Annotated in this window: 22 protein-coding genes and 2 pseudogenes; 13 read left to right on the forward strand and 11 right to left on the reverse strand. The window is 67.5% G+C overall.

What is annotated here, in order from left to right; all coding sequences use genetic code 11:
* Positions 1 to 15: 15 nt before the first annotated feature.
* The 5 genes from KEC55_RS28165 to KEC55_RS28185 all read right to left on the reverse strand — a co-directional run bounded on the left by KEC55_RS28165 (position 16) and on the right by KEC55_RS28185 (position 4,670).
* On the reverse strand, positions 16 to 1,131 hold the full coding sequence (locus tag KEC55_RS28165) for an alkene reductase (RefSeq protein ID WP_282508373.1): 1,116 nt from the start codon (positions 1,129 to 1,131) through the stop codon (positions 16 to 18).
* A gap of 62 nt (positions 1,132 to 1,193) precedes the next feature.
* Positions 1,194 to 2,000 carry a 2,5-didehydrogluconate reductase DkgB gene (gene dkgB / locus KEC55_RS28170; RefSeq protein WP_282508375.1) on the reverse strand — a complete coding sequence of 269 codons (807 nt, stop codon included), beginning with the start codon at positions 1,998 to 2,000 and terminating at the stop codon, positions 1,194 to 1,196.
* A 151-nt stretch (positions 2,001 to 2,151) separates the two neighbouring features.
* Positions 2,152 to 3,102: an LLM class oxidoreductase gene (locus KEC55_RS28175; RefSeq protein WP_282508376.1), complete on the reverse strand. Its 951-nt coding sequence runs from the start codon at positions 3,100 to 3,102 to the stop codon at positions 2,152 to 2,154.
* Between the two features lie 12 nt (positions 3,103 to 3,114).
* Positions 3,115 to 3,438, reverse strand: a complete 324-nt coding sequence (locus KEC55_RS28180) for a MoaF-related domain-containing protein (RefSeq protein WP_282508378.1) — start codon at positions 3,436 to 3,438, stop codon at positions 3,115 to 3,117.
* Positions 3,439 to 3,467: 29 nt separating this feature from the next.
* Entirely contained in the window at positions 3,468 to 4,670 is a 1,203-nt protein-coding gene (locus tag KEC55_RS28185; RefSeq protein WP_282508380.1) for an MFS transporter, read from the reverse strand.
* Positions 4,671 to 4,771: 101 nt separating this feature from the next.
* Between KEC55_RS28185 and KEC55_RS28190 the strand changes: the two genes are divergently transcribed.
* A complete protein-coding gene (locus tag KEC55_RS28190) occupies positions 4,772 to 5,716 on the forward strand; it encodes a LysR family transcriptional regulator (RefSeq protein WP_282508382.1) in 945 nt (314 codons plus the stop codon).
* Between the two features lie 83 nt (positions 5,717 to 5,799).
* Here KEC55_RS28190 and zwf read toward each other — a convergent pair whose 3' ends face one another.
* A complete protein-coding gene (gene zwf, locus KEC55_RS28195; RefSeq protein WP_282508383.1) occupies positions 5,800 to 7,275 on the reverse strand; it encodes a glucose-6-phosphate dehydrogenase in 1,476 nt (491 codons plus the stop codon).
* Between the two features lie 202 nt (positions 7,276 to 7,477).
* On the opposite strand from zwf, the gene KEC55_RS28200 reads away from it, so the two are divergent.
* Together KEC55_RS28200 and KEC55_RS28205 are read left to right on the forward strand one after the other, a co-directional pair.
* Positions 7,478 to 8,056: a TetR/AcrR family transcriptional regulator gene (locus tag KEC55_RS28200; protein WP_282508385.1), complete on the forward strand. Its 579-nt coding sequence runs from the start codon at positions 7,478 to 7,480 to the stop codon at positions 8,054 to 8,056.
* Positions 8,057 to 8,218: 162 nt separating this feature from the next.
* Positions 8,219 to 9,094: an SDR family NAD(P)-dependent oxidoreductase gene (locus KEC55_RS28205; RefSeq protein ID WP_282508387.1), complete on the forward strand. Its 876-nt coding sequence runs from the start codon at positions 8,219 to 8,221 to the stop codon at positions 9,092 to 9,094.
* Between the two features lie 156 nt (positions 9,095 to 9,250).
* Here the strand turns inward: KEC55_RS28205 and KEC55_RS28210 are convergent, their stop codons facing one another.
* Complete coding sequence (locus tag KEC55_RS28210) at positions 9,251 to 10,027, reverse strand: hypothetical protein (RefSeq protein WP_282508389.1); 777 nt, start codon at positions 10,025 to 10,027, stop codon at positions 9,251 to 9,253.
* Positions 10,028 to 10,301: 274 nt separating this feature from the next.
* Between KEC55_RS28210 and KEC55_RS28215 the strand changes: the two genes are divergently transcribed.
* The 3 genes from KEC55_RS28215 to KEC55_RS28225 all read left to right on the forward strand — a co-directional run bounded on the left by KEC55_RS28215 (position 10,302) and on the right by KEC55_RS28225 (position 13,946).
* A complete protein-coding gene (locus KEC55_RS28215; RefSeq protein WP_282508391.1) occupies positions 10,302 to 11,198 on the forward strand; it encodes a LysR substrate-binding domain-containing protein in 897 nt (298 codons plus the stop codon).
* A 169-nt stretch (positions 11,199 to 11,367) separates the two neighbouring features.
* On the forward strand, positions 11,368 to 12,558 hold the full coding sequence (locus KEC55_RS28220) for a M20 aminoacylase family protein (RefSeq protein WP_282508393.1): 1,191 nt from the start codon (positions 11,368 to 11,370) through the stop codon (positions 12,556 to 12,558).
* A gap of 56 nt (positions 12,559 to 12,614) precedes the next feature.
* Positions 12,615 to 13,946, forward strand: a complete 1,332-nt coding sequence (locus KEC55_RS28225) for an MFS transporter (protein WP_282508395.1) — start codon at positions 12,615 to 12,617, stop codon at positions 13,944 to 13,946.
* 34 nt (positions 13,947 to 13,980) lie between these two features.
* On the opposite strand, the gene KEC55_RS28230 is transcribed toward KEC55_RS28225, so the two are convergent.
* A complete protein-coding gene (locus tag KEC55_RS28230; protein ID WP_282508396.1) occupies positions 13,981 to 14,901 on the reverse strand; it encodes a LysR family transcriptional regulator in 921 nt (306 codons plus the stop codon).
* Positions 14,902 to 15,038: 137 nt separating this feature from the next.
* Between KEC55_RS28230 and KEC55_RS28235 the strand changes: the two genes are divergently transcribed.
* Together KEC55_RS28235 and KEC55_RS28240 are read left to right on the forward strand one after the other, a co-directional pair.
* The gene (locus KEC55_RS28235) at positions 15,039 to 15,812 is read left to right on the forward strand and encodes a transporter substrate-binding domain-containing protein (protein ID WP_282508397.1); all 774 of its coding nucleotides are present in this window, start codon (positions 15,039 to 15,041) and stop codon (positions 15,810 to 15,812) included.
* Between the two features lie 56 nt (positions 15,813 to 15,868).
* Positions 15,869 to 16,984 (forward strand): succinylglutamate desuccinylase/aspartoacylase family protein, encoded by a 1,116-nt coding sequence (locus tag KEC55_RS28240; RefSeq protein ID WP_282508398.1) that lies wholly within the window; start codon positions 15,869 to 15,871, stop codon positions 16,982 to 16,984.
* A 177-nt stretch (positions 16,985 to 17,161) separates the two neighbouring features.
* Here KEC55_RS28240 and KEC55_RS35145 read toward each other — a convergent pair.
* Positions 17,162 to 18,107: pseudogene (locus tag KEC55_RS35145) on the reverse strand (LysR family transcriptional regulator).
* 142 nt (positions 18,108 to 18,249) lie between these two features.
* On the opposite strand from KEC55_RS35145, the gene KEC55_RS28255 reads away from it, so the two are divergent.
* The 4 genes and pseudogenes from KEC55_RS28255 to KEC55_RS28270 form a co-directional block, all read left to right on the forward strand.
* Positions 18,250 to 19,230 carry an amidohydrolase family protein gene (locus KEC55_RS28255; RefSeq protein WP_176047592.1) on the forward strand — a complete coding sequence of 327 codons (981 nt, stop codon included), beginning with the start codon at positions 18,250 to 18,252 and terminating at the stop codon, positions 19,228 to 19,230.
* Between the two features lie 231 nt (positions 19,231 to 19,461).
* Positions 19,462 to 20,811: an MFS transporter gene (locus KEC55_RS28260; protein WP_282508399.1), complete on the forward strand. Its 1,350-nt coding sequence runs from the start codon at positions 19,462 to 19,464 to the stop codon at positions 20,809 to 20,811.
* 85 nt (positions 20,812 to 20,896) lie between these two features.
* The gene (locus KEC55_RS28265) at positions 20,897 to 21,973 is read left to right on the forward strand and encodes a porin (RefSeq protein WP_282508400.1); all 1,077 of its coding nucleotides are present in this window, start codon (positions 20,897 to 20,899) and stop codon (positions 21,971 to 21,973) included.
* Between the two features lie 361 nt (positions 21,974 to 22,334).
* Positions 22,335 to 22,661, forward strand: a pseudogene (locus KEC55_RS28270) (DUF1016 N-terminal domain-containing protein); the annotation flags it as partial.
* A 127-nt stretch (positions 22,662 to 22,788) separates the two neighbouring features.
* Here KEC55_RS28270 and KEC55_RS28275 read toward each other — a convergent pair.
* On the reverse strand, positions 22,789 to 23,577 hold the full coding sequence (locus KEC55_RS28275; RefSeq protein WP_282508401.1) for an IclR family transcriptional regulator: 789 nt from the start codon (positions 23,575 to 23,577) through the stop codon (positions 22,789 to 22,791).
* A gap of 226 nt (positions 23,578 to 23,803) precedes the next feature.
* Here KEC55_RS28275 and pcaF point away from each other — a divergent pair, with 226 nt between their 5' ends.
* On the forward strand, positions 23,804 to 25,006 hold the full coding sequence (gene pcaF, locus KEC55_RS28280; protein WP_282508402.1) for a 3-oxoadipyl-CoA thiolase: 1,203 nt from the start codon (positions 23,804 to 23,806) through the stop codon (positions 25,004 to 25,006).
* A 99-nt stretch (positions 25,007 to 25,105) separates the two neighbouring features.
* Here the strand turns inward: pcaF and KEC55_RS28285 are convergent, their stop codons facing one another.
* Positions 25,106 to 25,585: a DUF523 domain-containing protein gene (locus KEC55_RS28285; RefSeq protein ID WP_432626318.1), complete on the reverse strand. Its 480-nt coding sequence runs from the start codon at positions 25,583 to 25,585 to the stop codon at positions 25,106 to 25,108.
* Between the last annotated feature and the right edge of the window lie 9 nt (positions 25,586 to 25,594).

Below are 25,594 nucleotides of genomic sequence, written 5' to 3' on the forward strand. Positions count from 1 at the left end.
AACTCCTGTGAATCGTTACGCCGCGGCTTGCGCGAGCGTCGGATAGTCGGTCAGGCCCTGTGCGCCGCCGCCGAACAGCGTGTTGCGGTCGTGCGGCGTGAGCGTGGCGCCGGTGCGCAGGCGCTCGGGCAGGTCGGGGTTCGCGACGAACGGGCGGCCGAAGGCGACGAGGTCGGCCCAGCCGGCGGCGATCGCTTCGCGTGCGCGCTCGGCGGTGTACGCGCCGGCGTAGATCAGCACGCCCGGGTAGGCGGCGCGCAGTTGCTGCTTGAATGCGACCGGCATCAGCGGCGCGTCGTCCCAGTCGGCTTCCGCGATGTGCAGGTAGCCGACGCCGAGTTCGCCGAGCAGCGTCGCGGCCGCGAGGTAGGTCGTTTCCGGATCGTCGTCGACGCAGCCGTTCAGCGTGGTCAGCGGCGCAAGGCGGATGCCGACACGCGATGCGTCGCCGGTGCCGTCGATCAGCGCCTGCGTGACTTCACGCAGGAAGCGCAGCCGGTTCTCCAGCGAGCCGCCGTATTGGTCGGTACGCGTGTTCGCGTTCGAATCGATGAACTGGTTCACGAGGTAGCCATTCGCGCCGTGCAGCTCGACGCCGTCGAAGCTGGCCTCGATCGCGTTGCGCGCGGCGGCGCGGTACTGGTCGACGATCCCGCGGATTTCGTCGACGGACAGTGCGCGCGGCTCGGATGCCTGCACGAAGCCCGGTGTGCTGCCGTCTTCACCGGCGACGAACACGTTCACGCCCTTCGCCTGGATCGGCGACGACGAGACGGGTTGCGCGCCGCCGAGCAGGCTCGTGTGGCTCAACCGGCCGACGTGCCACAGCTGCGCGAAGATGCGGCCGTGCGCGGCATGCACGGCGTCCGTCACCTTGCGCCAACCGGCGACTTGCGACGGCGTGTGAATGCCGGGCGTCCATGCGTAGCCCTTGCCGAGCGGCGCGATGTAGGTGCCTTCGCTGACGATCAGGCCCGCACTCGCGCGCTGCGCGTAATACGCGGCCATCAGTTCGTTGGCTTCGTCGCCCGGCTGGCTGGCGCGCGAACGCGTCATCGGCGGCATCACGATGCGGTTCGGCAGCGTCAGCGCGCCGAATTGCAGCGGTTGGAAAAGCGGGTCTTGGGTCATGATGGTGTCCTGTCGGTGCCGCGGCCGGCTGGCCGCGGACGGGTCGAATACGGGGGCGGGGTTTAGTCCCACTTCGGCGCGAGGCCGGCCGGGTCGACTTCGCGGCCGTTGCGTTCGAGCGCGGCGATCAGCGCCATGTCGTCGTCGGTCAGGCGCAGCGTCTGCGCGAGCAGGTTGCTTGCGAGGTTCTCGCGTTTCGTCGACGACGGAATCACCGAGTAGCCGAGCTGCAGCGCCCAGGCGAGTGCGACTTGCGCCGGCGTGGCGTTGTGACGCTGCGCGATCGCGCCGATCACCGGGTCGCCGAGCACCTTGCCGTACGCGAGCGTCATGTACGACGTCACGTGGATGCCTTCGGCGTTCAGGAATTCGACGAGCTTGCGGTTCTGCAGGTACGGGCTCAGTTCGATCTGGTTCGTCGCGATCGCATCCTTGCCGACGGCCGCGATCGCTTCCTTGGTCAGTTCGATGTTGAAGTTCGAGATGCCGATCTGGCGCGTAAGGCCCTTCGCCTTTGCGTCGGCCAGCGCCGTCATGAACGCCTGGATCGACACGCCGTTGCCCGGGGCCGGCCAGTGGATCAGCGTCAGGTCGACGGTGTCGGTACGCAGCTTGCGCAGGCTTTCTTCCAGGCTTGCGACCAGCTTTTCCGGGGCGTAGTTGTCGACCCAGATTTTCGTGGTCAGGAACAGGTCCTCGCGGCGCACGCCCGATGCGGCGATCGCTTCGCCGACTTCGGCTTCGTTGCCGTAGATCTGCGCGGTGTCGATCGCGCGGTAGCCGACGTCGAGGCCGTTGCGGACCGAGTCGATGACAACCTGGCCTTGCAGGCGGAAAGTACCGAGGCCGAATGCGGGAATCTTGCTCATCATGTGCTCCTGGGAGGGGTGGAACGGTTGCGGTATGGGAGTCATTCTGGCGCTTGAGACTGATGAGATAAACGCCTTTAGAGGTCAAAAATATTTGATTTAAATTCAAATATTGATCGTGCCGCGGGCTCGCCGAAGGCCGTTGCCGGCCTTATGCGGCGCGCGTCTGCGCGTTCGTCTTCGGATGGAATTCGGGCAGCACGTCCGACGCGATCTCGGCCATCGTCTCGTCGAGCGGGCGGCGGTTGCGGCGGAAATGCAGGCCGATGTGCCGCACGCCCGCGTCTCGCATCGCCGCGAGTTCTTCCGTCAGCGCGTGGCGGCCGGCACGGGCGCCGAAGCGGTGGCGCTGCAGCGGCTCGTGCGGATCTTCCGCGAGGTCGAGATGGATGAAGCTCACGTATGGCTTGTCGCCGGCCACCGCGCGCCAGTTCGCGGCGCGCTGCGCGTGGTCGGCAGGCGTGCCCGGATACGCGAGGCAGCCGTCCATGTGCTCGCCGATCCACGCGGGCGTCTGCTGCGCGAGACCCGCGACGAGCAGCGGCACCGGCGAACGGGCGGCCGGCAGCACGTCGAGGCCGGGCGGCAGGTGTCCGCGCGCGCCGTCGCGCAGTAGCGCGACCTGATCGCGGAAATTCGCGCCGCGCGTCGCGAAGTCGCGGCCGAACAGCGGATATTCGACCGGCCGGTCGCCGCTCGCGACGCCGAGCATCAGGCGCCCGCCGCTCAGTTCCTGGATCGTCGCGGCCGATTTCAGCGTCAGCAGCGGCTCGCGCAGCGGCAGCACGACGGCCGCCGTGCCGAGCAGGATGTCGTTCGTGATGCCGGCGAGGTAGCCGAGATACGAGAACGTTTCGAACACCTGCGCGGCGTCGCCGAACGACGGGTCGTACACCGGCACGTCGCGCACCCAGAGCGCGCGGAAGCCGAGCGTGTCGGCCAGCTGCGCGAGCTCCGCGTGGATCTCCAGGTCGGGCACGCCGGGGCGGCGGCCCTGGTGCTGGCGCTTCGCGTCGCCGGCCGGCGACCAGTCGTTGTCGAGCGGCAGCTCGATGCCGACGCTGAAGCCGCCGTCGGCGAGTTTGTCGAGTGAAGTGGACATGTCGGGCTCCGTTCAGACCGCGTGCAGGCTGCCTTCGAGGCGGTAGAAATCGAGCGACGACGCGGTGAAGAACGAGCGCGACGTGCCGGCGGCGAAATCGTCGATGTGCACGACCGTCGCGCGGTCGGCTTCCTGCCACGAGATCGCGTAGGTGTCGCCGGCGACGGGCTGCCATGTGTATTCGACTTCACCCTTCGCGCCCGCGTACGGGCCTTCGGTGATCTCGTAGCGCATGTGGAGGCCGTCCTCGTCGTACGCGTTGAGCGCGGTGAGGCCGTCGTAACGGACTTCGAATGTCTTGCCGGCGAACGGCGGACGTTGGGTCGATGCGTTCATGCTGAATGGCTCCTGCAAAAAAGTGACGTTCAATGGGCGAGTTCGACGGGTTCGGCCGTGCGTTCCGGCAGCCCGTGGCGGCGGTCGAGACGGCCGCTCAGTGCGGTGAGCGCGAATGCGCCGAGCGTGACGACGGCGGCGATCCACGGCGTGTGGCCGAGGCCGACGTTCGCGACGATCAGGCCGCCGAGCGACGAGCCGCCGGCCACGCCGAGGTTGAAGGCGGCGATGTTGAAGCCCGATGCGACGTCGGTGGCGTCCGGTGCGAAGTGGCGCGCCTGCTTGACGACGTACACCTGCAGCCCCGGCACGTTGCCGAACGCGACTGCGCCCCAGGCGAGCATCGTCAGCACCGCGAGCCACTTCACGTGGATCGTGAAAGTCAGCGCGAGCAGCACGATCGCGAGCAGCAGGAAGATCCGCTTGAGCGCTTTCACGGGGCCGACGGCATCCGCGAGCTTGCCGCCCCACACGTTGCCGAACGCGACCGACACGCCGTAGCCGACGAGCACGAGGCTGACCTGCGACGGTGTGAAGCCGGCGATCTGTTCGAGCAGCGGCGCCATGTACGTGAACGCGATCAGCGAGCCGCCGTAGCCGACGGCCGTCATCGCGAAGACGAGCAGCAGGCGCGGCTGGGCCAGCACGCGCAGCTGGCGGGCGAGCGGCGCCGGCGGCGTCTGCGGCAGCCCGCGCGGCACGAAGGCGACTGCGCCGAGGAACGCGACGAGGCCGAACAGCGCGACGATCAGGAACGTCGCGCGCCAGCCGAAGTGCTGGCCGATGAAGGTGCCGAGCGGAATCCCGGCGACGAACGCGACGGTCATCCCGCTGAACATCGTCGCGATCGCGCTGGCGGCCTTGTCCTTCGGCACGAGCGTGGTCGCGATGATCGAGCCGACCGAGAAGAACACGCCGTGCGCGAGGCCGGTGAGGACGCGCGCGACGATCAGCGATTCGTAGCTCGGCGCCTGCCAGGCGACGAGGTTGCCGACGGTGAAGAGCGCCATCAGCCCGGCGAGCAGCGTCTTGCGCGGCACGCGGCCGGTGAGCGCGGTGAGCAGCGGCGCGCCGATGGCGACGCTTAGCGCATAGAGGCTGACGAGCAGGCCGGCCGACGGCAGGCTGACGCCGAGATCGGCGCCGATCGTCGGGATCAGCCCGACGATCACGAATTCGGTCGTGCCGATGGCAAAGGCGCTGATGGTCAGCGCAAGCAGGGCGAGTGGCATGATGGGATCCAGGTTCCAGTAAGGATGGATCGCAGTGTGCCGGCTTTACTTTTGCGGAAAAACTGGTCTATAAACCAAATAGTTTTGATTTCAGATCAACAATGAAGATCACGCTCGACGAACTCCAGGCCTTTGCCGCCGTGGTCGACACCGGTTCGATCACCGCCGCGGCCCAGCAACTCGACCTCACCGTGTCGGCGACGAGCCGCACGCTCGCGCGGCTCGAGGAGAAGCTGAAAACCACGCTGCTGCGCCGGACCACGCGCCGGCTCGAACTGACCGAGGAAGGGCGTGCGTTCCTGCAGGACACGCGCGCGATCATCGAATCGGTCGAGAACGCGGAGGAGCAGATGCTCGCGCGGCGCGAGATGCCGTCGGGGCGGCTGCGCGTCGACGCCGCGACGCCGTTCATGCTGCACGTGATCGTGCCGCTCGTGCGCGGCTATCGCGAACGCTTCCCGAAGGTCGAGCTGGAGCTGAACAGCAACGAGGGCATCATCGACCTGCTGGAGCGGCGCACCGACGTCGCGATCCGGATCGGCCGGCTGAAGGATTCGACGCTGCACAGCCGGCGCATCGGCAACAGCCGGCTGCGCATCCTCGCGAGCCCCGCGTATCTCGAAGCGCACGGCCAGCCGCGCAAGGTCGAGGATCTCGACAAGCACTCGCTGCTCGGCTTCACGCAGCCCGAATCGCTGAACGTGTGGCCGATCCTCGGCACCGACGGCGAAGCGTGCCGCATCGAGCCGGACATCTGTTCGTCGAGCGGCGAGACGCTGCGGCAGCTCGCGCTGGAGGGCGCGGGCGTCGCCTGCCTGTCGGATTTCATGACCGCGCAGGATCGCGAAGCGGGGCGGCTCGTGCAGGTGCTCGCGCGCCAGACGCTCGAGGTCGAGCAGCCGATCCATGCGGTGTACTACCGCAATACCGCGATCTCGTCGCGGATCGCGTCGTTCGTCGACTACATGATCGAGGTGCTGGGCGGCGGCAGTGGCAGCAGCGATGCGCCGGCGCGGCGCAAGGCCGCGTGGATGGAGCCGCGGTAGCCGCGGGCCCGTGGGGAAGACGGGGCCGGTGACGCCCCGCGTGATCGGGCGTGCCGCGCGGGCGGCACGCCGTCGTGCAGCCGTTACGCCTCTTCGGCCCAGGACATCCCGTCGCGCGCGAGCAGCGCCGACGAAGCGGCGGGTCCGAACGTGCCGGCCGTGTACAGGCGCGGCCGGTCGCCGAGCTGCTTCCAGCCGTCGAGGATCGGCTCGACCCACGTCCAGGCGGCTTCGAGTTCGTCGCGACGCATGAAGTGCGTGAGGCGGCCGCGGATCACGTCGATCAGCAGCCGTTCGTACGCTTCCGCGCGCCGCTCCGGAATCGCCTGCTGCAGGTCGAGGTTCAGGTTGACCGGCACCATGTTCATCCCGCTGCCCGGTTCCTTCGCGAGCATCTGCAACTGGATCGACTCTTCCGGCTGGAGCTGGATCACGAGGCGGTTGCCGTAATGGCGCGGGCCGGTCGGGATGATCGAGAACGGCATGTCGGCGAACTCGACCACGATTTCCGACTGGCGGCGCTGCAGCCGCTTGCCGGTGCGCAGGAAGAACGGCACGTTCGCCCAGCGCCAGTTGTTGATGTGCGCGCGCAGCGCGACGAAGGTTTCCGCGCGGCTCTCCGCCGGCACGTTGTCTTCCTCGAGATAGCCCTTCACCGGCTGGCCGTCGACCGCGCCGGCCGTGTACTGGCCGCGCACGGTGTCGCGCGCGACGTCCGACAGCGACATCGGCCGCAGCGAGCGCAGCACCTTCAGCTTCTCGTCGCGCACCGCGTCCGGATCGAGCGACACGGGCGGCTCCATCGCGACGATGCACAGCAGCTGCAGCAGGTGGTTCTGCACCATGTCGCGCAGCGCGCCCGTGTGGTCGTAGAAGCCCGCGCGGCTGCCGACGCCCACCGTTTCCGCCACCGTGATCTGCACGCTGCGGATGTTCGGCGCCTGCCACAGCGGCCCGAAGATCGGGTTGCCGAAGCGCAGGACCATCAGGTTCTGCACGGTTTCCTTGCCGAGATAGTGGTCGATCCGATAGATCTGCGATTCCTCGAAGTGCTTGCCGACCGCATTGTTGATCGCCTTTGCCGACGCGAGATCGTGGCCCAGCGGCTTCTCGAGGACGACGCGCGAGCGCGCGTCGACGAGGTGCGCGGCCGACAGGTTGTCGCAGATCGTCGTGAACAGCTCCGGCGACGTCGACAGGTAGAACACGCGGATCGCATCGCCGCGCGCCGCTTCGGCGAGCCGCAGGTAGTCTTCCGGCGCGTTCACGTCGATCAGCACGTACTTGAAGAGATCGAGGAAGCGGCTCCACGCGTCGGCGTCGAACGCCTTCTCGTCGATGAAGGGGCGCGACTGCTCCTCCATGAACGCGCGATAGCCGTCGATGCCCCAGTCGCGGCGGCCGACGGCGATGATGCGCGTCTCGGGCGGAAGGTTGCAGTGCAGGTGCGCCATGTACAGCGCGGGCAACAGCTTGCGGGCGGCCAGGTCGCCGCCGCCGCCGAAGATGATCATGTCGACAGGCCGGTCGGCCGCGGTCTGGGTAGGCTGATTCGTCATGGGAGGTTCGCGGTTTGAAACGGTGAACGTGAAACGAACATCGAGGCACCGGGCGCCGATACGTGAACGCACCAGTACGTGAAAACGCTAATAGTGCACGGTTTTGATGGTTTGCGTATGCGTTCCCCCGGATGTAACAGGGCTTGCATTCCACATGATCGCTCTATTATGATTGAGCGCTCACTCATTAAAGGAATCGAACGTGGCCCGACCGCGCAGCCCCGACAAGCACGAAGCCATCCTCGCCGCCGCCGCCCGCGCGCTCGCCGAGGATGGCGCGACCGCGACGACCGCGCGCATCGCGCGGCTCGCCGGCGTGGCGGAAGGCACGGTGTTCACGTACTTCGAGACCAAGGATGCGTTGCTGAACGCGCTTTACCTCAGCCTGAAGGCCGAGATGCGCGAGGCGATGGTGACCGGGTTTCCGGAGCACGCGCCGGTCGAGCAGGCCGTGCGGCATGCGTGGAACGGCTATGTGTCGTGGGGCGTCGCGAATCCGGACGGGCGGCGCGCGCTGCAGCAACTCGGCGTGAGCGGGCGCATCGACGACGCGCATCGCGCGGCCGGCGCCGAAGGCTTCGGCGGAATCAACGCATTGCTGCGCGAGCAGGTTGCTGCGTCGGGCGCGCTGAACCGCGACGAGGCGTATGGGTTCTGCGCGGCGCTGTTCATGTCGATCGCGGAAACGGCGATGGAGTCGATTGCGCGCGATCCGGCGCGGGCCGATGCATACCGGGAATCCGGGTTTCGTGCGTTGTGGGCCGTGCTGCACGCGGTGTGAGTCGGGCATTGCCGTCGTGGCGGTACGTGCGGTTGCGCGCGGCGGCGGCGGGAAGTGAGTGCTAGGCAGGGCGATGCAGGTCATGAGGGACCGGTACGTCGCCCATATTAATGAGTGAGTAATCATTCATTTTGTGATTTCACCACGATCAAGGAGTGGAAAATGTCGAAAGTCTGGTTGGTAACGGGGGCCGCGCGCGGCCTGGGGCGAGCGATTTCGGAAGCGGTTCTCGCGGCGGGCGACCGGCTGGTGGCAGGCGCACGCGATCCCGCGCGGCTGGCCGATCTGGTCGAGCGTTATGGCGACCGGCTGCTGCCGGTCGAACTCGACGTCACCGACGAAGCGGCGGCCGCGCGGGCGGTCGCGGCGGCACGTGCGGCGTTCGGCCGTATCGACGTACTGGTGAACAACGCGGGTTACGGCCATACGGCGCCGTTCGAGCAGATGGGCGCCGACGACTTCCGCGACCAGATCGAAACGAACCTGTTCGGCGTGGTCAACCTGACGCGCGCGGTGTTGCCGACGCTGCGCGCGCAGCGTGCGGGGCACATCTTCCAGGTGTCGTCGGTCGGCGGGCGCACGTCGATGGCCGGGTTGTCCGCGTATCAGGCGGCGAAGTGGGCGGTCGGCGGCTTCAGCGACGTGCTCGCGAAGGAAGTCGCGCCGTTCGGCGTGCGCGTGTGCACGCTCGAGCCGGGCGGGATGCGTACCGACTGGGCGGCGGAGGCGAAGCGCGGCATCGACGATCTGCTGCCCGACTATCAGCCGTCGGTCGGGACGATGCTCGACCTGCTCGGCGCGTACGGTGGCCACGAGGCCGGCGATCCCGTGCGGATCGCGACGCTGATCGTCGACCTGTCGCGCCGCGACGACGTGCCGCTGCGTCTGCTGCTCGGCGGCGATGCGCTGTTCGTGTGCGAGCAGGCGGAAACGCAGCGCGCGGAAGAAGCGGCGCGGTGGCGCGATGCGACGCTGTCGACGATGTTCCCGGATGCGAAGCTGCCGGACGGGCTGGATGCACTGAAGGCGATCGACTGAGCGTAGACGTTCGCGCTGCTGCCCGGGCCGCGCGAGCGGCTGACCGATGCCGGCGCGTGCGTGCGCCTGGCGAGGGCGTCGTCTATTGGCATCGATAGCGGCGTCGACAGACGTCGACAGGCAGGCGCGACACGCCGTCCCGCCGACGAGTCGGGCTTACTCGATCGGCACGGCGACCGGCACGCGCATCCGGTACAGCGACACGCCCTGGATCGCGAGCGTACAGACGATCGCGAGTCCGTAGGCGGGCGCGAGGTCGAGCCGCGTGAGTGTCAGGCTCAGCACATGGAAGAACGCGGCGAAGCCGAGCAGCCCCGTGGCCATCCCGCGCATCAGCTGTTGCGCGGCCGCGGGGCCGCTCATCCGGTGCGCGAACACCGCGAGGATGATCACCATGAACGGGAACGAAGCCAGCACGCCGCTCGTTTCCGGCCCGACATACGGCGCGATCATCGTCACGCCCACCACGAGGCCTGCAATCAACGCCATGCGCAGCGGCAGGTCCCAGCGCGGCGGATCGAGCCGCGCGGCCCTGACCGGGGCGGCGGGCACGACGCTCAGCACGAGCGCGACCGCGAGGATCGCGATCAGGAACAGGCCGGTTTCCGGCAACGCGCTGGCCTTCAGCAGGAGCGCGACGACGGAAAACGCGGCGGCCGCACCGGCCAGTGCGGCGGGCCAGCCGCGTTTCGCCAGCCTGCAATACGCGATACAGAAGGCGGCCTGCCCGGCGGTCGCGACGAGCGAACCGGCCGTCGCATGCGCGGCGAACGCAGGGCCGTGTTCCAGCGCGAGAAACACCGAAACGGGCCCCGACGTGAGCGGCAATCCGACCAGCAATCCGCCGATCGCTTCACCCCAGCGGCGCGCGGCGAGCGTGGCAGCGGCCAGCAGCAGCGGGGTGGCAACGAGCTTGAAAAGAAGATGATCCATGATGAGCGGCACGACCCGGCATATACGTGCCCCGGACGAAGCGCGCGCCGGGTGTCGCGGCTTCAGGCATGAAGCGCAGCCGCGATTCCGGTCGCGATGCATGACGGAAAAGCGGGGCATGGACGCAAGCGGGACGTCGGCCGGCACGGCCATCGACCTCTGCGTGTGGCTTCGATATTGCGAGCCGCCGCGGGCACTGACAAACCATTTATCGACATACAATGCGTGAGTACAACTCACGCGTCACATCATCGTGTTCGACCGGCTTCCCCCCTTGCAAACGCTGCGCGCCTTCGAGGCGACCGGCCGGCTGTTGAGCATGACGCTGGCCGCCGAGGAACTGCACGTCACGCATGGCGCGGTGAGCCGGCACATCAAGCATCTCGAAACCCATCTCGGCGTCGCGCTGTTCCAGCGCCTGACGCGGCGCATCGTGCTGACCGAGGCCGGCGCTGCGTTCCTGCTCGACGTGAGCCGCACGCTGGGCGACCTGACGAAGGCAGCCGACCGGTTGCGCGCGCACGATAGCCCCGACAGCGTCACGCGGCTGAAGATCAACGCGAGCGTGTCGTTCGCGAACAAGTGGCTCGCACCGCGGCTGCACCGGTTCAAGGCGTTGCATCCGGAACTCGACATCCATCTCGACGTAACCGACACGCATGTGGATCTGAACGAAGGCGAAGCCGATGTCGCGATTCGGTACGGCAGCGGGCGCTATCCGCGCGTGCTGGCCGAGCGGATTCTCGAAGAAACGGTGACACCCGTCTGCAGTCCTGCGTATCGCGCGAAGATGGGCGGGCTCGCTTCGGTGGAGCGCATCGTCGGCTGCACGCTGCTGCACGAGGACCGGATGTTGGCGAACTGGGAGCAGTGGTTCGCGCTCGCCGGCATCCGCAGCGCACGCAGCGATCGCGGGCCGGCGTACAGCCACGGGAGCATCGCGATCGAGGCGGCGATTCGCGGCGAGGGCATCGCGCTCGGGCGCAGCGTGATCGTCGCGGACGACGTCGCCGCCGGGCGTCTTGTCGCGCCGTTCCCTCAGTACGCGCTGCGGGCCGAGCGCGGGCACGATCTGGTGTACCGGATCGGCAGCCGGGACGATCCGAAGGTGTGCGCGTTGCGCGACTGGCTCGCGGACGAGATTCGCGTGTTTCTCGGGCAAACGGGCTGAGTGGCCCCGCGAAAGACGCGGACTCGGTACTAACCCTGATTAAAAAATCTTATTGCGGTGAAAAATTCCGCATCTTATTGAACCGATATCGGCTCGATATAGTGGCTCGCTTTCCCGCACGCACCGTCCGCGTGCGGCTGACACGCTGACAATCAGCAGGAGCTGCTTGATGACCACCGACGTCCGCTTCACCGCAATCGAGGATCTGATGCCCGCCGCCGGCGGGCTGCGCGAGATCCGTCACCACATCCATCACCATCCCGAACTCGCGTACGAAGAGCACGACACGGCCGCGCTCGTCGCGGACAAGCTCGAGCAATGGGGCTGGCAGGTGACGCGCGGGGTCGGCAAGACGGGCGTCGTCGGCACGCTGCGCGTAGGCGACGGCACGCGCAGCATCGGCATTCGCGCCGACATGGATGCGCTGCCGATCGTCGAGGCGACCGGCCTGCCGTATGCGAGCGGCACGCACGGCAAGATGCACGCGTGCGGCCACGACGGCCACACGACGATGCTGCTCGGCGCCGCGCAGCATCTCGCGAAGACGCGCAACTTCTCCGGCACCGTGCACCTGTATTTCCAGCCGGCGGAAGAGCACGGCGTCGACAGCGGCGCGAAGAAGATGATCGACGACGGCCTGTTCGAACGCTTCCCGTGCGACGCCGTGTTCGGCATGCACAACCATCCGGGCGCGGCTCCCGGTGTGTTCCTCACGCGGCGCGGCCCGTTCATGTCGGCCGGCGACAAGGCGATCATCACGATCGAGGGCGTCGGCGGCCATGCGGCGCGGCCGCACCTGACGGTCGATCCGGTCGTCGTCGCGGCGAGCATCGTGATGGCGCTGCAGACGATCGTCGCGCGCAACGTCGACCCCGCGCAGCCGGCGGTCGTCACGGTCGGCTCGATGCACGCGGGCACCGCGAACAACGTGATTCCGAACGGCGCGCGCCTCGAACTCAGCGTGCGATCGTTCAGCCCCGAAGTCCGCGCGCTGCTCAAACGCCGCATCGTCGAGCTGGCCGAGACGCAAGCCGCGAGCTATGGCGCAACCGCCAACGTCGAGTACATCGAAGGCTACCCGGTCGTCGTCAATTCGGATGCCGAAACGGATTTCGCCGCGCAGGTCGCACGCGAACTCGTCGGCGACGCGCACGTGGTCGAGCAGTCCGACCTGCTGATGGGCAGCGAAGATTTCGCGTTCATGCTGCAGCAGCGGCCGGGCTCGTTCGTGCGGCTTGGCAACGGCGAAGGCGAGGACGGCTGCATGGTGCACAACCCGAAGTACGACTTCAACGATCGCAACCTGCCGATCGGCGCGGCGTACTGGACGCGTCTCGTGGAGCGTTACCTCGGGCAGTGAGCGTGGCGGCGGCGCGCGGCCGGCGCTTCCGGCCGCATTGAGAGGAGACGATAACGATGCAGAAAGACCATCTCGCGCTGCACCCCGCGTCGACGGGGGCCGCCGAAACCAGCGCGCCCGGCGCGCCTGCCGTCACGCGGCGCGGCGCGATCGCCGCGGCCGTGATCGGCAACTGGCTGGAGTTCTTCGATTTCACCGTGTACGGGTTCTTCGCGGTGCTGATCGGCAAGCTGTTCTTCCCGTCGAGCGACGCGACCACGTCGCTGCTGCTGTCGGTCGCGACGTTCGCCGCCGGCTTCTTCACGCGGCCGCTCGGCAGCGTCGTGCTGGGCGTCTACGCCGACCGCAAGGGACGCAAGGCCGCGCTGAACCTGACGATCATGCTGATGGCGCTCGGCACGGGGCTGATCGCGATCGCACCGACCTATGCGCAGGTCGGCGTGGCCGCGCCGCTGCTCGTCGTGTTCGCGCGGCTGCTGCAGGGCTTCTCGCAGGGCGGCGAATTCGGCGCGGCGACGACGACGCTGCTCGAACAGGGCGGCACATCGCGCCGCGCGTTCCGCGCCAGCTGGCAGCTCGCGACGCAGGGCGGCGCCGCGCTGATGGGCTCGGGCTTCGCGGCGCTGCTGTCGAACACGATGACGAAGGACGCGCTGGAAAGCTGGGGCTGGCGGCTGCCGTTCCTCGTCGGCGTGCTGATTGCGCCGGTCGGCATGTATCTGCGCCGCCGGCTCGCGGACGACGCACCCGGCGACAGCCATCACGGGATCGAGCGCGGCGTGCTGCACGAGCTGTTCTCGAAGCACACGCGCACGGTGCTGCTGCTGATGCTCACGGTGATGGGCGGCACGGTGTCGACCTACATCTTGACGTTCTACATGCCGACTTACGCGATCCACACGCTCGGCCTGCCGATGAAGCTGTCGATGTTCGTCGGCGTCGCGTCGGGCTGCGTGATGCTGGTGACGTGCCCGTTGTTCGGCTGGCTGTCGGATACGCTCGGCAGCCGGCGCCTGCCGATCTTCGTCGGTCGCGGCGTGCTGGTCCTGCTGCTGTTCCCGGCGTTCTGGCTGATGAACCATCACCCGACGCTGTCGGTGATCCTGCCGCTGACCGCGCTGATGCTGCTGTTCTATTCGCTCGGCTCGGCATCGGAAATGGCGCTGATGTGCGAGTCGCTGCCGCGCCACGTGCGGGCGACCGGCATCTCGATCGCGTATGCGCTCGCGGTGACGATCTTCGGCGGCACCGCGCAGCTGATCGCGACCTGGCTCGTGAAGACGACCGGCAGCAAGCTCGCGCCGGCCGGCTACGTGGCAGCGTGCGTGGTGCTGTCGTTGATCGCGGTCGCGATGCTGCGCGAGACGGCCCAGGAGTCGCTGGACTGACGCGCGAGGCGGGCGGCGGGGCGGCCCCGAGTGCCTACCGCCCGCGCACCATCCGCAGGTACGACGCGAGCATCGCTGCGAGTTCCTGCGCGGCCGGCGTCAGCGGCACGGCCGCGCGCTGCAGCAGGCAGATGTCCTGCGATTCGGCCTGCTCGCGCACGGGCACCTTCGCGAGCGCGCCGGCGAACGGCCCGTGGCGCGTGATGGCCTCGGTTTCGAGCGCGAGGGAATCGGTCTGCGTGACGATCTGCAGCGTCTCGAACATTCCTTCGACAGTGGCGAGAACTTTCGGCGGCGGCTGGCCGTGCGCGTCGAAGTAGGCGAGCAGCCGGTTCACGACCGGGTCGGCGCTCAGGTTCGGCGAGCGCGTGGAAACCCATGCGTAGCCGGCCAGCTCGGCGAGCGATTGCGCGTGCATCGCGGGATGCCCGTGGCGGCAGACGACCACCGGCGCCGATGCACGCAGCGGCGTGACCGCGAGATCGGTCGTGTCAGTTTGCTTCGCGACCAGCGCGATCGCGAAATCGACCGCGCTTTCGCGCAGCCAGCCGACCATCATCCGCGACGTGCCGGTGCGCAGGTGCACGTCGACCTTGTCGAAGCGCGCGCGAAACGCGGTCAGCACCGGCGCGAACGCGTCGATCAGCGGCTCGGTCACGAGCCCGAGCGTGACGGTGCCCTCGTACGCGCCGCTCAGCTGACGGATTTCCCGTTCGACCTGTTCGCATTCACCGAGGATCGAACCGGAGCGCGCGAGCAACCGCTGGCCGACGGCCGTCGGTACGATCCCGCGATTGGTGCGCGTGAGCAGCGTCGCGCCGAGCGTCGCCTCGAGGCTCTGCAGCTGCTGCGTGACGCCGCTTTGCGCGAGATCGAGCGCGCGTGCGGCGGCGCGCAGGCTGCCGTGCTCGACGACGGCCTGGAAGATGCGGAGCTGGGACAGCGTGAACGCCATGGGCAAGCGGCGAGGCCGGTGATCGGAAATACCGATCATGATAAGGCAGTCGATGGTTCCGGCGGCGGCCGGTGCCGCCTACGATCGCAGGCAGTCCGGCTGATGCCGTTTGCCCTTCTTCCTGCCCTCCGTCGACCATGAAACGTTTTCTCGCCCCGCTCGTTTCCCTGTGCCTTGGCCTGGCTGCCACGTCCGCGTTTGCGCTCGACGCGCACGTCGTGCGGCTCGGCATCGACCCGACCTATCCGCCGATGGACGCGAAGGCGCCCGACGGCAGCCTGAAGGGCTTCGACGTCGATCTCGGCAACGAGATCTGCCGCCGCGCGCAGTTGCGCTGCCAGTGGGTCGAGCTCGAGTTTTCCGGGATGATCCCGGCGCTGCAGGCGCGCAAGATCGACGCGATCCTGTCGTCGATGGCAATCACCGAGAAGCGCGAGAAGCAGATCCTGTTCTCGTCGAAGCTGTTCCGCTTCAAGTCGCGGCTCGTCGCGCGGCCCGACCTTGGGCTCGGCAGCACGACCGCATCGCTGGCCGGCAAGCGCGTCGGCGTGCAGTCGGGCACGCAGTTCGAATCGTGGGCGCTCGCGCACTGGGCGACGGCCGGCGTGAGCGTGGTGCCGTACAAGAGCCAGGACGACGTGTTCGCCGATCTCGTGAACGGCCGCCTCGATGCTGCGCTGCTCGGCACGGTGGAAGCCGACTACGGGTTCCTGCGCCAGCCGCGCGGCAAGGGCTTCGCGTTCGTTGGCGCACCGCTCGACATGGGCGATCGCGGCGTCGGCATCGGCATGCGGCAATCCGATACGGTGCTGAAGGCGTCGATCGACGGCGCGATCGCGTCGATGCTGAAGGACGGCACGTACGACCGGATCGCCAAGCGGTACTTCGATTTCAACCCGTACGGCGACTGAGCGCCGTGCAGGCCGATTCATCCGATTCCCCTGTTTTCATCCGTTCGAGATCATCGATGCAGATTCGCACCACGCCGCTCCTGTCGCCGTCGATCGGCACGCAGCGCACGCTGACGAGCTTTCATTTCGGGCCGGCCGATTCCGGCCGCAAGATCTACCTGCAGGCCGCACTGCACGCGGACGAGACGCCCGCGATGCTCGCGGCGTTCGTGCTGAAGCAGCGCCTCGCGCGGCTCGATGCCGAAGGCCGGCTCGCGGCCGAGATCGTGCTCGTGCCGGTGTCGAATCCGGTCGGCCTCAATCATCATCTGCTCGGGCAGTTCATCGGCCGTTTCGACCTCGCAAGCGGCCGCAACTTCAATCGCGGCTTCCTGCCGCTCGCGGAGATCGCCGCGCGGGCGCGCGACCGGCTCGGCGACGACGGCGAACGCAATCGCGCGATCGTGCGCGAATGCGTCGGCGCGGCGCTCGACGACATCGCGCCGCGTACCGAATTCGACGCGCTGCAGCTTGCACTGCTGAAGCTGTCGCACGACGCGGACGTCGTGGTCGACCTGCATTGTTCGCTCGAAGCAGTGATGCACGTGTACACGAGCGATACCGCATGGCCGGACATCGAGCCGCTCGCGCGTTATCTCGGTGCGGAGGTGTCGCTGCTCGCCGAGGATTCGGGCGGACATGCGTTCGACGATGCGCATCACCTGCTGTGGTCGCAGTTGCGGCAGCATTTGCCGGAAGGCACGCCGATGGCGGCCGGCACGGTGGCCGTGACGGTCGAGTGCCGTGGTCAGCGCGACGTGACGTATGAGTACGCTGAACGCGATGCCGGCGCGCTCGTCGACTATCTCGTGTGGCGCGGCGCGGTGCACGGCGAACGAACGCCGCTGCCGCCGCTGGCCGCACCGGCCACGCCGCTCGCGGGCAGCGAGCAGTTCTACGCACCGGTGAGCGGGATCCTCGTGCATCGCGCGGCGATCGGCGCGACGATCCGCGCCGGCGATGCGCTGTTCGATATCGTCGATCCGCTGACGGATGCGATCACGACGATTTCGAGCGGTACCGACGGCGTGTTCTACATGCGCCGCGCGATACGTTTCGTGACGGCCGGCGCACCGCTCGGCCGCGTGACGGGTACGGTGCCGGTGCGCAAGGGGATGTTGCTCGGGGCGTGAGCGGCGTGGTGTCCTACAGGCTCATGGAACAGTTTCGTTCTTGTCAAATTGACCGCGTTGCCACGCATCACTAGATTGTGCTGCGCGGAGTTCGCTCCGTGTTCCGTGAGAAGAACGCTGGAATCAAGTGGAGTTGATACGGGCAGCCCTGGGTTGCCCGTTTTTTTTGTGGTGCGCTTACGGCAACGCACTGAGGCGAAGGTCGTGAAACAGGTCGTAGACGAGCGTGCGCAGCCACTGATGCCCTTCGTCACGCTGGTAGCGTTCGTGCCAGAACTGCGCGATGTCGGCCGGCGCCGTGTCGAACGGTAACGGCACGGCACGCACGTCCTGCAGCCGCGACAGCACGCGGGCGAGGCGGCTCGGAATGCACGCGACGAGGTCGCTCGACGACACGATGCGTTCCAGTCCGAACGAATGTGCGAGCTGCAGCACGACATGGCGTGTGCTGCCGGCATGCGGCGACAGCGCATAAAGCGCCGCTTCGAAGTGCGCGTGGCTGCCGGCCGTCGGCGTGTAGCTCACATGGTCGGCCGCGAAGAACTGCTCGGCTGTGAGCGTCGCCGATCGTCGGATGGTCGTTGCGCACGAGCGCCACGTAGGTTTCGTGGAACAGCCGCTGCTGATGGAAATCGGCGTGCAGCCCGGTGAACATGCCGAGCGCGAGGTCGATCTGCCCGAGCTTCATCATCTGCTGTGCGGCATCGAGCGGCGGATCGGCCGTGACGATCCGGATGCCGGGTGCCACCTGGCGCAGGTGCGCGACGAGTGGCGGCATGAAGATCGCCTGCCCGAGATCGCTCGTGTACAGGCGGAAGGTGCGGGTCGACGTGGCCGGGTCGAATGCGCGGCCGGCCTGCAGCGCGGTGCGCAGCGAGGCGAGTCCCTCGTCGACGCGTGCTGCAATAGCGTCCGCGCGCGGCGTGGGCTGCATGCCGTCGGCCGTTTTGACGAACAGCGCGTCGTCGAACAGCGTGCGCAGCCGCTTCAGCGCGTTGCTGACCGACGGTTGCGTGAGGTGCAGCGCGTCCGCCGCGCGGGTCGTGCTGCGTGTGCGATACAGCACATCGAACACGAGCAGCAGGTTCAGGTCGATGTTGCGCAGATCGGGGTCGTGTTCCATCGCGTCGGTCGGTAGGCGGGTATAGATGCCGTGAATGACGGTATTCAACGCCGCAATTTAACAGGGCGCCGCGGTCCTCCTATGCTGGTTCCGATACGCCGCGCCACAGTGGCGCGGCGGCCCGGACATCACAGGAGGCAGCATGCGGGACAAGATCGCACTCGAGGAGCACTTTGCCACGCCGGACACGATCGGCGATTCCGAACACTACTTTACCGCCGACATCTGGCCGGCGCGACGCCGTCAGCTGCTCGACGTGCAGGAGGAGCGCGTCGAGCGCATGGATGCATGCGGGATCGGCTACGCGATCCTGTCGCTGAACGCGCCGGCCGTCCAGGCGATCACCGACACGGGCCGTGCGATCGACGTCGCGCGGCGCGCGAACGACCTGCTGGCCGAACAGGTCGCGCGCCGGCCGGACCGCTTCGGCGCGTTTGCCGCGTTGCCGCTGCAGGACCCGGATGCCGCCGCGCGCGAGCTGGCGCGTGCGGTGACCGAACTCGGTTTCAAGGGCGCGCTCGTCAACGGCTTCTCGCAGATCGGCCACGCCGACAACGCGACCTACTACGATCTGCCGCAATTCCGGCCGTTCTGGGCCGAGGTTGCGCGGCTCGACGTACCGTTCTACCTGCACCCGCGCAATCCGCTGCCGAGCCAGCAACTGGCGATCGAAGGCCATCCTTGGTTGATGGGGCCGGCGTGGGAGTTTTCACGCGAAACGGGTGTGCATGCGCTTCGCCTGATCGGCAGCGGCCTGTTCGACGAGCACCCAAACCTGACGGTGATCCTCGGTCATCTCGGCGAGCTCGCGCTGCACAACATCTGGCGCACGTCGCACTGGGCATCCCCGAACGGCAAGAATCCGATGGGCGTGAAGGCGAAGCGATCCTTCATCGATACGTTCCGCACGCATTTCTACGTCACGACGAGCGGCAATTTCCGCACGATCGCGATGCGCAACGCGATCGACGAGATCGGCAGCGACCGCGTGCTGTTCTCTGCCGACTATCCGTTTGAATCGATGGAGGAGGCAAGCGCATGGTTCGACGCCGCCGAGATCGGCGACAACGACCGGGAGAAGATCGGGCGGGACAACGCGAAGCGGCTGTTCCGGCTGGACTGAGAGGCGCGGGCGTCGCCGATTCGTCGGAACAATCCGGCGATATGTGGCGGCACGCGGTTCGGCGGTATCGAATGGAGTTCGCAGTGCGAATGAATGATTGAAGTTGATCGGGACGATTGGCAACGGCCGCGGCAGACGGGCGTGCCGCGTCGTCCGCCGCGGCCGATGCCCGATGCACGGACCCGGCGCAGGCCGCCCGGTCCGTCAGGATAAAACGAAGGAGACACCCTCTTGCAACCCACACCCACATTCGACGTGCAGCGCTGGATCGACGCGCTGCCGTTCTCACGCTTCCAGCTGGCGATTGCCTTGCAATGTTTCGCCGTGGTTGCGCTCGATGGTCTCGACACAGCGCTGATCGGCTTCGTCGTGCCCGCGCTGCGCGGCGACTGGCATGCCGGTACGGCAGGCATCACGCTGCTGTTGGCGTCCGGCCTGGTCGGTCTCGCGGCGGGCGCGTTCCTCGCCGGGCCGCTCGGCGACCGGTTCGGCCGCAAGCGCCTGCTGGTCGGCTCGGTACTGTCCTTCGGCCTCTTCAGCACGCTGTGCGCGATCGCGCCGGAGATGCATTCGCTGACGGTGCTGCGTTTCCTGACTGGCGTCGGCCTGGGCGCGGCGATGCCGAACGCGATCGCGATGACGTCCGAGTACAGCCCGCGCGCCCGCCGTGCGCTGGTCGTCACGACGATGTTCTGCGGTTTCACGTTCGGATCCGCGGCGGCGGGATTCATCGCCGCGCACGTGATTCCGCGTTACGGCTGGCATGCGATGTTCGTCATCGGCGGCGTGCTGCCGATCGCGCTCGGGCTCGTGATGCTTGCAGCGTTGCCTGAATCGATCCGTTTCCTGATTTATCGGCGCGCGCCGGCCGCGCAGATCGCAGTGGTGCTGCGCCGCATGTCGCACGATGCGCCGGACGGCGCGCAGTGCTTCGTCGCGGACGAGCCGGCGAGCGTCTCGGCGCGCTCGCCCGTGTCGCAACTGTTCGCGCGGCCGCTGCGGTTCGGCACGCTCGCGCTGTGGTGTGCGTTCTGGATGAACCTGCTGATCGTCTATCTTGTCACCAACTGGCTGCCGAGCCTGTTTCGCGAAGCGGGCTTCGATCTCGCCCAAGCGGCGATCGTCACCGCGATGTTCCAACTGGGCGGCACGGTCGGCGCGATTCTGCTCGGGCGTGCGATGGACCGTTTCAATGCGTACGCGGTGCTGGTGGCTGCCTATCTCGCCAGTGCGCTGTGCGTGTTCCTCGTCGCCTGGCACTACGACGACCTGCCGTCGCTGTGCATCGGCATCTTCGGAATCGGCTTCGGCGTCGCCGGCTCGCAAACCGGGGCCAATGCGCTCGCGGCCGATTTCTATCCGACCGGCAGCCGTGTGACGGGCGTGAGTTGGGCGCTCGGTGTCGGCCGGCTCGGCGCGATCGCGGGCTCGTTCGTCGGCGCGCTGGTGATGGCGAGTGCGATGGGGCTGTCGGGCGTCTTCATGATGCTGATCGTGCCGATCGTCTGTGCCGCCGTCGCGATCGGTGCGATGGGGCTGCGTTACACCCGTGTGGGCGGCTATGCGAAAGCCGTCGAATAAGCGCAAGCGATCGCATTCCCCACGCAACGAGGAGACCCCGATGCAGACGTCGGAACGCCGCGGCCGCGCGGCCATGATTTTAGTCATGCTGAATACTGTGGCAATAAGCGCCGCCCATGCACAGAGCAGCGTGACGCTGTACGGCAGCCTGGACGCCGGCGTTGCGTATGTGAACAATCGCGCGGGCAGCCCACAGGTCGCGATGCTGCAGGGCGTGATGCAGCCCGACCGCATCGGCTTTCTGGGCAACGAGGAACTTGGCGCCGGCTGGCGCGCGGTGTTCCGGCTCGAGAACGGCTTCGCGACCAACACGGGCGCGCTGATGCGCAGCGGCACGCTGTTCAATCGGCAGGCGTACGTCGGATTGTCGTCGGAGCGGGCCGGGACGATCACGCTTGGCCAGCAGACCGCGTTCAACTATGACTGGCTCGCGCCGATGGGCAACGGCTTTCAGTCGTCGAACCTGCTTGCGGCGCATCCGGGCAACCTCGACGGGCTGGTCGAGACGACGTCGGCGCAGGAGAGCAATGTCGTGAAATACCGATCTCCCGCGTTGTCGGGGTTGAGGGTCGGACTGCTGTTCGGGCTCGGTGGCGTGCCCGGCAATTTCTCGAGCGGACGCATTGCGGGGGCCGGTATCGATTACGTGAACGGACCGGTCGGGCTGGCCGCCGCTTACGTCAACGAGCACGACCGCGCGCTCGGCCCGATGCTCGGCGATACGACCGCGGGCCTCGGCCTGTCGACGTTCCGGGGGCGCCCGGCACTGTCGTACGTGGCTGACAAGGTTGAGAACGCGGGCATCGGCGCACGCTACGACTGGGGCAAAGTGCGGCTGCACGCGCTGTACACCTACGTGAGGCTGAAGGCCGGCACGCAGACGGATTCGTACCGCACATTCGACGCGGGCGCCACGTGGCAGGCGACGCCGGCCAATGCCGTGGGCGGGGGACTGTCGACGACGTCGTTCATCGGCCGCCGCTATCTGTCAGCCTCGCTAGGGGATGTGTATGCGTTGTCGAAGCGTACGCAGGGGTACCTGCATGTGATTGCGCAGCAGGCGACGGGGAGCACGGCGGCGCGCGCTGCTATCTTCGCGATCGGCGCGTCGGGCACGCAGCGGCAGCTTGCAATTGTCGCGGGTATTCATCACTTGTTTTGAGCGGGCAGTAGCGAGCCGCTGTCGACGGCGGGTGTACGGCGTTCGCTCAACCGTGGGTTGCCACCCGTTCTGAAACCGTCTGTTCCACCTGACGAACATGCGGAGCGTGACGCTGATGCACTCGCCGAGGTGGCGTGAGGCGGCGTGGAGCGCGGCGAGCACGCGCCGCTCGACCGCGCGTCGGGCACGGTGCTGGTACGAGCTAGCATGGTGCTTGGCGTGTGGGCGGTATGGTGTCCTACCGGTGCAGCGCAATTTCGTTCGTGTCAGATCGACCGGGTCTTGTCCCCTCACTAGATTGTGTTGCGCGGTTATTTTCGTGTTCCGCGGAGGTGACCGCATGGGCAACAGGACGCTTTCCATGACAACCGCGAAAAAATCTGTCGTGCCGGCCGGCTATGCCGGCGTCCACGGTGGCATCGTCGAATTGCTGGAGGCCGCACGCCATGCGGCAGCCCGCAAAGTCAATGCGCTGATGACGGCGAGTTATTGGGAAATTGGTCGCCGCATCGTGGAGGCCGAACAGCAGGGGCGGCGGCGTGCAGGTTACGGCGAGCAGTTGATCGAGCGGCTGGCGAGTGACCTCACCGGACGGTTCGGTCGCGGGTTCAGTCGCCAGAACTTGCAGCAGATGCGGTCGTTCTTCCTGACCTGGCCAATTCGCCAGACAGTGTCTGGCGAATCTTCCCCGGTATTGGTACACCTGTGCCGGCTCGGTGCTGGCGACGATACCGGGCGCCGATGCCGCGCCGCCCGTGTCGAAGAACCGGCGGGGCGGCGACGGATTCATCGTTGCCGAGCGTGACAGCTCGTAATCACCCCCGCCGCGCCACCAGCTCCGACACCGTCTGCGCGGCCTGCTGCAGCGGCCCGAGAAACTCCTTCACCATCTGCTTCGCGGTGTGGCGCTGCGCGTTGCCGCTGATGTTCATCGCCGCGATGATCTGCCCGCGCCGGTTGCGGATCGGCGCGGACAGCGACATCAGGCCCACTTCGAGTTCCTGGTCGACCACGGCCCAGCCCTGCTGGCGCACCTGCGCGATCGTCGCCTTCAGTTCGACGAGATCCGTGATCGTGCGCGGCGTATGCGCGCGGATGCCGCTCTGCGCAAGCGTTTCGTCGAGCGCAGCGTCGTCGAGCGCGGACAGCAGCACGCGGCCCATCGACGTACAGTACGCGGGCAGCCGGCTGCCGATCGACAGGTTGATCGTCATGATCTTGTGCGTCGGCACGCGCAGCACGTAGACGATCTCGGTTCGGTCGAGCACCGCGGCCGAGCAGCTTTCGTGGATCTGCGCGGACAGCTGCTCCATCACGGGGTCGGCCAGATTCCAGAACGGCATCGACGTGAGATACGCGAATCCGAGCTCGAGGATCTTCGGCGTGAGCCGGAACAGCCGGCCGTCGGCCTCGACATAGCCGAGCGTCTGCAGCGTGAGCAGGATCCGGCGCGCGCCCGCGCGCGTGAGCCCGGTGGCCGACGCGACTTCGGTGAGCGTCTGCTCGGGGCGTGTCGCGTCGAACGCGCGGATCACCGCGAGGCCGCGTGCGAACGACTGCACATAGGAGTCGCCGGGTTTCGTCTGAGTGTCTTCGGTTGTCATGAGCGCCAGGAATGTCGTGCAGCCGAGAAGATAGCGCATGGGGCCTGACACGCCAACCGCGCGGCGGACCGCGTGCTTGACAGGTCGTCCCTGCACTCCCTATGATGCGTTGAACGTTCGATACACGATCTTATGTTCGTATATAGAACATTTAAGCGCATCCCGGCGGGCAATGCAAGGGGCGCGCCCTGTTCATTTCCCAGCCTTCCTGGGACCGGAGACACTGATGACCGAAGCTTTTCTGTGTGATGCGATCCGTACGCCGATCGGGCGTTACGGCGGTGCACTGTCCGGCGTGCGCGCCGACGATCTGGGCGCGGTGCCGCTCAAGGCGCTCGTCGAGCGCAACCGCGACGTCGACTGGACGGCGATCGACGACGTGATCTACGGCTGCGCGAACCAGGCCGGCGAGGACAACCGCAACGTCGCGCGCATGTCCGCGCTGCTCGCGGGCTTGCCGCAGGGCGTGCCGGGTTCGACGATCAACCGCCTGTGCGGTTCCGGGATGGATGCGGTCGGCGTGGCCGCACGCGCGATCAAGTCGGGCGAAGCCGCGCTGATGGTTGCAGGCGGCGTCGAGAGCATGACGCGCGCGCCGTTCGTGATGGGCAAGGCCGCCAGCGCGTTCGCGCGCCAGGCCGACATCTTCGATACGACGATCGGCTGGCGCTTCGTCAATCCGCTGATGAAACAGTTGTACGGCGTCGATTCGATGCCGGAGACGGGCGAGAACGTCGCGGTCGACTACAACATCAGCCGCGCGGACCAGGATCTGTTCGCACTGCGCAGCCAGCAGAAGGCCGCGCGCGCGCAGCAGGACGGCACGCTCGCCGAGGAAATCGTCGCTGTCACGATTCCGCAGAAGAAGGGTGATCCGGTCGTCTTCTCGCGTGACGAGCATCCGCGTGAAACGTCGCTCGAAGCGCTCGCGAAGCTGAAGGGCGTCGTGCGTCCGGACGGCTCGGTGACGGCCGGCAACGCGTCGGGCGTCAACGACGGCGCCGCCGCGCTGCTGCTTGCGAACGAGGAAACGGCGAAGCGCTTCGGCCTGACGCCGCGTGCACGCGTGCTCGGCATCGCGACGGCTGGCGTCGCACCGCGCGTGATGGGTATCGGCCCGGCACCGGCCACGCAGAAGCTGCTCGCGCGGCTCGGGATGACGATCGACCAGTTCGACGTGATCGAGCTGAACGAGGCGTTCGCATCGCAGGGTCTCGCCGTGCTGCGCATGCTCGGCGTCGCCGATGACGATCCTCGCGTGAACCCGAACGGCGGCGCGATCGCGCTCGGCCACCCGCTCGGCGCATCGGGTGCGCGCCTCGTGACGACCGCGATGTACCAGCTGCATCGCACGAACGGCCGCTTCGCGCTGTGCACGATGTGCATCGGCGTCGGCCAGGGCATTGCGATCGCGATCGAACGCGTCTGATCGGCGTGACGTGGTGAAGCGGCCGGACATGTGCCGCTTCACCGCCGTTCAGCTTCGCAACGATGGGCGGCACGAGGAGTCTCGTGCCGCCCATCGTCGTTAACCGGCTTCGGAAAGCTGCCTGAGGCGCGCGTCTAGCGCATCGATTTCGGTGTCAGCGAACACCTCGATGCCGTGCTCGCGCAGCAACGCCGCCGTCACCCCGGCACCCACGTGCCGCCGGTTCGCGAAACTTCCGTCATAGATGAACGTGCTGCCGCACGACGGGCTGCCGTCGGCGAGGATCGCGAAGCGGCAATCGTGCGCTTGCGCGAGTGCCAGCGCGGTGTGCGCGCCGGAGACGAACGGCGCCGTCACGTCGGTGCCGTTCACGTCGACGATGCGTGCGGCCCCCGACAACACCTGCTGCCCCGATTCGCCGCCGGTGATTTCGGCGGGCGGGCGCGGCACGCTGAAGCCGCCGGCCAGTTCCGGGCAGACGGGTACGAGACGCCCTTCGCGTTGCCACCGTTCGAGTGCGTCGTGCGCGGCGGTCTTGGCCGAACCGTTGTAACGGACCGGATGGCCGACCACGCACATGCTGACGAG

This window comes from Burkholderia cepacia (assembly GCF_029962485.1).
Lineage (GTDB): Bacteria > Pseudomonadota > Gammaproteobacteria > Burkholderiales > Burkholderiaceae > Burkholderia.